Origin of the sequence: Achromobacter sp., assembly GCF_036567245.1 — a bacterium.
Taxonomy (GTDB): Bacteria; Pseudomonadota; Gammaproteobacteria; order Burkholderiales; family Burkholderiaceae_B; genus Achromobacter.
On the sequence record NZ_DATCUY010000042.1, the window covers coordinates 1 to 7,345 of the forward strand.

A 7,345-nucleotide genomic window follows, 5' to 3' on the forward strand; every position below is an offset into this window, starting at 1 on the left:
GTTGCGGGCGGGTTCGAGGGGGGCTCAGCCAGGCCGCCGACGGCAGCCGGCTCGTTCGCAGGAGGCTCGGCCAGTTCGTTGGACGGCGGCTCCGCCAGGCCGTCGGCTGGCGGCTCGCTGAACTCCGAATCGAAGCCGCCCGATCCCAGCTGCAGCTCGGCGGGAATCTCGTACACCACTTCCGGACGCGTCGACGCCTGGTACACCACGGCCAGCAACAGCACCGTGACCGCCAGCGGCGCCAGCGCCAGCGCCATGTTGCGCAGCAGGAAGCCGAACGGCACGTTCTGGTTGCGGCGCCCCTTGAACATGGCCGCCAGCATGCCGGACACGGCGCGGGTGTAGCCGCCCGAGGCCAGCGCCGCCGAGTTCGCGGACAGCGGCACACCGCGTTCCTCCTTGGGCAGCGGCGGCGCCATGTCGGGGCGCAGCTTGGCCACGATGATCACGTAGATCATGTACAGCACCGCCAGCATGATGCCCGGGAACAGCGCCCCCGCGTACAGCTGCACCACCGACACGCCGGTGGTCGCGCCGTACACGATCAGCATCACGGACGGCGGCAGCAGGATGCCGAGGCAGCCGCCCGCCGTAATGGCCCCGGCCGTCAGGCGCACGCTGTAGCCGGCCTTGAGCATCGCCGGCATGGCCAGCAGGCCCATCAACGTAACCACCGCCCCGACGATGCCCGTGGCGGTGGCGAAGATCGCGCAGGTCGCCAGCGTGGCCACGGCCAGCGCCCCGGGCACGCGCGCCAGCGCCAGGTGCATGGAGCGGAACAGCTTTTCGATCAGGTTGGCGCGTTCGACCAGATAGCCCATGAACACGAACAGCGGAATCGAGATCAGCGAGTCGTTGGTCATGGTGGCGTACGTGCGCTGCACCATCAGGTCCAGCGTCTGCCCGACCGAGCGGCCCGCATCCGAACTCTGCATGTAGTACGCCAGGAACGTGAACAGCACGCCCATGCCCATCAGCGTGAACGCCGTGGGAAAACCCAGCATGATCGCCACCACGATCAAGGCCAGCATCAAGAGGCCGATATGCCCGGTAGTGAGATTGTCCCAGGGAGTCAGGAAGGCAATCATCAGCACCACCAGGCCGATGCACGACAGGCCGAACCATAGCGCCTTGTGGATTTTCATGGCCGCGGCTCCCCTGACGTGACGTAGCGGTCGAGCTTGGCGATGTCCTCGTCCTTCACATGCACCATCTGCTTGAGCTTGTCGACGTCCACTTCCTCGACGTCTTCCGCGCGCGAGGGCCAGGCCCCGCGCCGCAGGCACAGCACGCAGCGCAGCACTTCCGCCACGCCCTGCAGCAGCAGGACCGCGCCCGCGATCGGAATGAATGCCTTGAAGGGATAGATCGGCGGCCCGTTGGCCATGAGCGAGGAATGCTCGCGGATGGCGATGGAATAGCCGGCGTAGTACCAGCCCGCCCATACCAGCGCGATCACGCCGGGAAAAAAGAAGACGATGAACAGGACCAGGTCCAGGCCCGCCTGCACGCGCGGCGGCAGGAAGCCGTACAGGATGTCCCCGCGCACATGCCCGTTCTTGGCCAGGGTATAGGCCCCCGCCATCATGAACAGGATGCCGTAATACATCATCTGCATATCGAACGCCCAGGCGCTCGGCTGGTTCCACAGGTAGCGCGCGGCCACCTCCCAACAGACATGCAAGGTCAGGGCGACGATCAACCAGGCAAAGGTCTGTCCGACAAAAGTGGAGATACGGTCTATGAAACGTACGATGCGGATCATCTCACTTCCAGGTCAAGACGCATGGCGTCCCGCCGCGCGCCGATGAACGGCGCGCGGCGCGGGATACAGGTACCGGTTCTTCAGGCGGGTTTTGTCGTACGCGAGAAGTAGTGGTTGTAGGCCATGCGGAAATTGACCGAGGTGTCCCCATGCCAGCGCCCCACCCGCTCGGCGAAGGCGCGCTGCGACTCCAGCACCTTCTTGAACAAGGGGTTTTCGGCCGAGCGCTTGGCGATCATTTCGTCCCAGATCTTCAGCTGCTGCTGCAGGATGGCGTCGGGCGTCTTGTAGAACTTGACGTTGTGGTCCTTCTGCAGCTTGACGTAATCCTGTGAATAGCGGTTTGCGGCCTTCCAGGACATGTCCGCGCTGGCAGCCTGTGCGGCGTTTCTCAGGATGTGCTTCAGGTTATCGGGCAGCGCGTCGTACTTGCCCTTGTTGAACAGGATTTCGAACTGTTCCGCACTCTGGTGGAAGCTCTGCAGCATGCAGATCTTGGACACGTCCTGGAAGCCCAGCGCCAGGTCGGACGAAGCATTATTGAATTCCGCCCCGTCCAGCAGGCCGCGATCCAGCGCCGGCACGATTTCCCCGCCGGGCAGCGCGTTCACGGCCGCGCCCATGGCGGTGTACATGTCGATGGCCAGACCCACGGTGCGGAACTTGAGGCCCTTGACCTCTTCCATCTTCGTGATCGGCCGCTTGAACCATCCGAAAGGCTGGGTCGGCATGGGGCCGTACATCAGCGACACCACGTTCACGCCCATGGCCTTCTGGATCTCGGCCAACAGTTCCTTGCCGCCGCCGTATTCGTGCCAGGCGAGCAGCATGTTGGCGTCCATGCCGAAGGACGGGCCCGAGCCCCACAGGGCCACCGCCGTGTTCTTGCCGTACCAGTAGGCGACCACGCCATGCCCGCCGTCCAGCGTGCCCGCGGACACCGCGTCCAGCAGATCGAAGGCTTTGACCACCGCGCCGGCCGGCAGGATCTCGATCTTCAACTGGCCGCCGGCCATGTCGTTGACCTTCTGCGCATAGTCGCGGGCGAACTCGTGGAAGATGTCGTTGGCGGGCCAGGTGCTCTGGAAGCGCAGGGACACCGGGGCGTTCTGCGAGCGGGCGACGGCTGGAAACCCTAGCGCGGCGGCTCCGGCGACGGCTGCGCCGGAGATGAACTTGCGGCGAGGCTTTGTAACGTGTTGCATGGCGTCTTGTCTCCTGAATTAGGACTACATGGACCAGCTTGTAGTTACTGCTCCTGCGTGGGCGCGGGATGGTGAAGCCTGCTGCGGAATCCCGCTGGCGCGGTTGCGGACGATGCGCAAAGCGTGTGCTGATTAAACCTTTCTGACTAGTTGCTGACAATCAGCTTCTTGTCAGGAATTACCCTAGACAGGCGTACTAGTGCGTTTGTACGCCTCTCCCCCGCACCGCGGCTCCAATCCGTCGACGATGGCTGCAAGGCCATACTCGAAAGCCGCATCGGGTCCGGCTGCGTCGAAGGCCTGCAAGGCCGCGGCCAGCAACGGCGCCGCGGATGACGGAGCCCGCGTCGCACCGGCCCGCCGCTCAAGATCGTCGGCCGCGCCGGCCTGCTGTTCGAGCACGGCGCCGACCGTGAAATAGCTGATCGTCGTCAGCGCGTAAGCGGCGTCGGCCGGCGCAAACCCTTGCTCGCACAGAAATGCCAACTGGGCCTCTACCGCTTCGAATTGCGGTTCGCTCGGGCGGGTGCCGGCGTGTATGCGCGCGCCGTCGCGATAAGCCAGCAAGGCGCGCCGGAAGCTGCGCGCATTGCCGTTCAGGAAAGCGCGCCAGCTATCGCCCGGCCTGGGCATCGAGTAGGTGTGGCTCTCCGACAGCATCGCCTCGCCCAGACGGTCCAACAGCGCGCGCTTGTTCTTGAAGTGCCAGTAAAGCGCGGGCTGCCGCACGCCCAGGCGGTCGGCCAGCTTGCGCGTCGTCAGGCCGTCCACGCCCACCTCGTCCAGCAGGTCCAGGCCGGCCTGGATCACGGCGTCCAGCTGCAATTTGGTCATGACGCTTCCTCGTGGAGCTTGATAATTTATCAATGATAAATTACTGTGCCGAAAAATTTATCAACGATAAATAAACAAGAACCCGCACATGGAATCCACACTCCTACCCGGAGGCCGGACGTGAGAGCCGGCCACGCCTTCGTCATCCTGGGCACCGTTGCGCTGGACGCGGTCGGCATAGGCCTGGTCATGCCCGTGCTGCCCGGCCTGCTGCGCGGCCTGGTCCACTCGGAGGACATCGCCGGCCACTATGGCGCCTTGCTCGCGGCGTATGCGCTGATGCAGTTCCTCTGCGCCCCGGCGCTCGGCGCGCTGTCCGACCGCTACGGACGGCGCCCCATCCTGCTGCTCTCTCTGGCGGGCGCCGCCATCGACTACCTGATCATGGCGACGGCCCCGACCCTGCTGGTCCTGTATCTGGGGCGGCTCGTCGCCGGCATCACCGGCGCCACGGGGGCGGTGGCGGGCGCCTGCATCGCCGATGTCACCAAGGAGGGCGAGCGGGCGCGCTACTTCGGCCTGATGAGCGCCTGCTTCGGCGTCGGCATGATTGCCGGTCCCGTCATCGGTGGTCTGTTGGGCGGCATATCGCCGCAGTTGCCCTTCCTGGCTGCCGCGATCCTGAATGGCCTGAACTTTCTGATGGCGTGTTTCCTGTTGCCGGAGTCGCATCGCGGCGAGCGGCGGCCGCTGTCGTTGAAGGCGCTCATGCCCGCTGCCTCTTTCCTGTGGGCGCGCGGCAAGACGGCGGTGATCGCGTTGATGGCCGTCTTTTTCCTCATGCAGTTCGTGGGACAGGTGCCTGCCACGCTGTGGGTCATATATGGCGAAGACCGCTACCAGTGGGATGCCGCCACGGTCGGCCTGTCGCTCGCCGCGTTCGGCGCGCTGCACGCCCTGGTCCAGGCGTTGGCCACCGGCCCCGCCACGGCGCGGCTGGGAGAGAAACGGACGCTGTTGCTGGGCATGGCCGCCGATGCCCTGGGCTATGTGCTGCTTGCGTTCGCGACGCGGGGATGGATGGCCTTCCCCATCATGGTCCTGCTGGCGTCGGGCGGCATCGGCATGCCGGCGCTGCAGGCCATGCTGTCGGCACAGGTCGAGCAGGAACGCCAGGGCCAGTTGCAAGGCGCGCTGGCCGCGCTGTCCAGCCTGAGCGCGATCGTCGGACCCCTGGCCATCACGGCGCTCTATGCCGCCACGTTGAACGTCTGGAAAGGATGGGCCTGGATCGCGGGCGCCGGGCTGTATTTCGCCTGCCTGCCGGCCTTGCGCCGCGGGACGTCGACAGGCGACGCCTGGTATGGCTGTACCGGCACCACGCTACTATCGCGGAACCGCAATCGGCAAGGAAAGGGATGAACCAGAAGCAACGCGCCGCCAATCGCCGCCGGATTCCACGCAAAGTCTGGGCCTTGGGTCTGATCGTCGCCGCAGGCGCCGGCTTTTATGCATGGTGGCAATCGCCGCTGGGTCCGGGCCTCACCGAAGGCAAGATACGCAAGATCCTGCTCGAGGCCACGGCGCAACCGGCATATGCGCCAGTCGGCGCCTGCGTCAACGTCGTGGGCGTGCGGCCCTTGCCCACCGACGTCTATACCTCGTTCCTGGAAAGCCAGGACAGGATCGTGCAGGGGTTAATCACGCATCAGCTGGTCACGGTCAAGCGCGTCAGCGCCAGCGGCGACGGCGGGCCACCGCAAGCGGACGAGGATCCCGAGGACGCGAGCAGCCGCATGGAGCTGACGGATAAAGGCCGGCCCTACTACACGGACGGCGAGGCCCGCCTCAGTTCCAAGCTGGTCTATACCGCGAAGTTCTGCGCCCCCGGCCTGCAGATCGGCAAGATCCTCACCCATACCAAGCCGCTCAAGAATCCATTCGACGACAACCCCAACCTGGTCTCGGCGGTGAAGTTCGAATGGCGGCTGGACCGCAGCACCGCGGACTGGGCGGGGGATCGCGCCTTCCGTCCGTACCTATCCGGCTTTGCGCCGGAGGACCAGCCGGACGAATGGCAAACCGAGTACATCATGCTGGAACGGAAAAACGGCGTGTGGGAACTGGGAGACAGGCCGTACATCATCCGTTGGTAAGCGCCGCATCGTCAGACTCGGCTGGCGGGCGGCGCACCGCCCTCAGCTTGCCGCTTTCGCCGCCACCGCAGAAAAAGCAGCTGGCGCCATCCGACTCCAGTCCGGACACGCCCATGCCGGCCGGCATTTCCACGCTTTGCAGCACTTCGCCGGTCCGCTCGTCCAGTTGGCGCAGGTCGCTGGCGCCATCCTCCCAGGTGCCGTGCCAGAGCTGCCCGTCGACCCAGGTCACGCCGGTGACGTAGCGGTTGGATTCGATGGTGCGCAGCACCCGGCCGGTGTCGGGATCCACCTGGTAGATCTTGCGCTGGCGGTACTCGGCCACCCACAAGCTGCCCTCGGCCCAGGCCATGCCCGAGGCCCCGCCGCCGCCCGGCGCCGGGATGCGGGTCAGCACCCGGCCGCTCTCTGGCTCCAGCTTGACGATGGTGCCGTCGGAGATCTGATAGAGATGCTTGCCGTCAAAGGCCGTGCCCGCGTTGGCGACCAGGTCGATGGAGGCTTGCGTGTTGCCATTGTCGGGATCCATGGCGATCAGCTTGTCGCCGGTGGCGAACCATACCTGCTGGCCGTCATAGGTCACGCCGTGCACCGCCTGCACGCCGGGAAAGGGACCGTACTCGCGGATGATCTGGGCTTGCGTTCGTTTCATGTCGATGTCCTTGAACGGGAGTTCGAGCATTCATGCTAGTCGGCAGCCAGCGCGGCCGGGAGTAACAAGGTTGTCGTGAATCCTGGCACCGGCGGCGTCATCCAGCGGCGGGCGCGGCCCTGGCCGCAGGCCTGCACCTTGCCCGCCACGGCCAACGCGTCCAGCGTGCGCTGCACCGTGCGCTGGCTGGCGCCCAGCGCCAGCGCCAGGGCGGAACTGGACCAGGCCTCGCCGTCGGCCAGACAGGCGAGCACCGCTCCCTGGTCCCTGTCGCCGTCGCCAGCGGGCCGGGCCAGTAGCGCAACCCCTCTGCCCTCCCGCGGTTTCAGGACAAAGCCGCCGCGCGCGGCGCTGATGCCGGCCACGCCATCCAAGGCCGCACGCAGGCGCCCGATCTCGACGCGCAGGCGCGCGCGGTGTGTCTCGTCGAAGTAAGCGGTGCGGAAGGCCTGTTCGATGAGCGTCTCGCGGGGCGCGGGCTGCGGCCAGGCTTCAGCCAGGACGCGGGCCAGCGCGAACAGCACCGGCCGGCTGGCCAGCGGGATCTCCCGGCCCTCGCTGCGCACCGCGTGGCGGCAGCCGTCCACGACCAAGGTGTCGGAGGCCAGCAGCGCCTCCACTTCATCCAGCAGAATGGGCCGTTGAACGCCCTGCCCGACCAGGCGCGCGGCGGGCGTATTCAGGACCAGGGTCGCGTGTTCGACCTCGGCCATCAGCGCGGGGATGCCGGCGACGCGAGCGGCAAGCTCGGCCTGGGTCAACGCGGCGCGCGCAGGCCCCGTGCGCAACCGCC

At 66.4% G+C, this 7,345-nt stretch carries 7 protein-coding genes and 1 pseudogene; 2 read left to right on the forward strand and 6 right to left on the reverse strand.

The annotated features are described in order from the left end of the window. From VIR09_RS01475 to tetR, 4 genes are all read right to left on the reverse strand, one after another. The coding region (locus VIR09_RS01475) for a TRAP transporter large permease subunit (protein ID WP_332011095.1) at window positions 1-1,145 on the reverse strand (1,145 nt) is incomplete at its 3' end. Continuing rightward, window positions 1,142-1,765: a TRAP transporter small permease subunit gene (locus tag VIR09_RS01480; RefSeq protein ID WP_013394258.1), complete on the reverse strand. Its 624-nt coding sequence runs from the start codon at window positions 1,763-1,765 to the stop codon at window positions 1,142-1,144. The genes VIR09_RS01475 and VIR09_RS01480, both read right to left, overlap by 4 nt. An 80-nt stretch (window positions 1,766-1,845) precedes the next feature. Then, window positions 1,846-2,970 (reverse strand): TRAP transporter substrate-binding protein, encoded by a 1,125-nt coding sequence (locus tag VIR09_RS01485; RefSeq protein ID WP_332011097.1) that lies wholly within the window; start codon window positions 2,968-2,970, stop codon window positions 1,846-1,848. A 183-nt stretch (window positions 2,971-3,153) separates the two neighbouring features. Further along, on the reverse strand, window positions 3,154-3,804 hold the full coding sequence (gene tetR, locus VIR09_RS01490) for a tetracycline resistance transcriptional repressor TetR (protein ID WP_332011098.1): 651 nt from the start codon (window positions 3,802-3,804) through the stop codon (window positions 3,154-3,156). A gap of 120 nt (window positions 3,805-3,924) precedes the next feature. Between tetR and tet the strand changes: the two genes are divergently transcribed. After that, the gene (tet, locus tag VIR09_RS01495; RefSeq protein ID WP_332011099.1) at window positions 3,925-5,166 is read left to right on the forward strand and encodes a Tet(A)/Tet(B)/Tet(C) family tetracycline efflux MFS transporter; all 1,242 of its coding nucleotides are present in this window, start codon (window positions 3,925-3,927) and stop codon (window positions 5,164-5,166) included. Next, window positions 5,163-5,900: a hypothetical protein gene (locus VIR09_RS01500; protein ID WP_332011101.1), complete on the forward strand. Its 738-nt coding sequence runs from the start codon at window positions 5,163-5,165 to the stop codon at window positions 5,898-5,900. Before tet ends, VIR09_RS01500 begins: the two co-directional genes overlap by 4 nt. On the opposite strand, the gene VIR09_RS01505 is transcribed toward VIR09_RS01500, so the two are convergent. Beyond that, the gene (locus VIR09_RS01505) at window positions 5,887-6,552 is read right to left on the reverse strand and encodes a glutaminyl-peptide cyclotransferase (RefSeq protein ID WP_332011102.1); all 666 of its coding nucleotides are present in this window, start codon (window positions 6,550-6,552) and stop codon (window positions 5,887-5,889) included. The two genes, VIR09_RS01500 and VIR09_RS01505, sit on opposite strands and share 14 nt — an antisense overlap. 35 nt (window positions 6,553-6,587) lie before the next feature. Beyond that, window positions 6,588-7,345 (reverse strand): annotated as a pseudogene (locus tag VIR09_RS01510) (helix-turn-helix domain-containing protein); the annotation flags it as partial.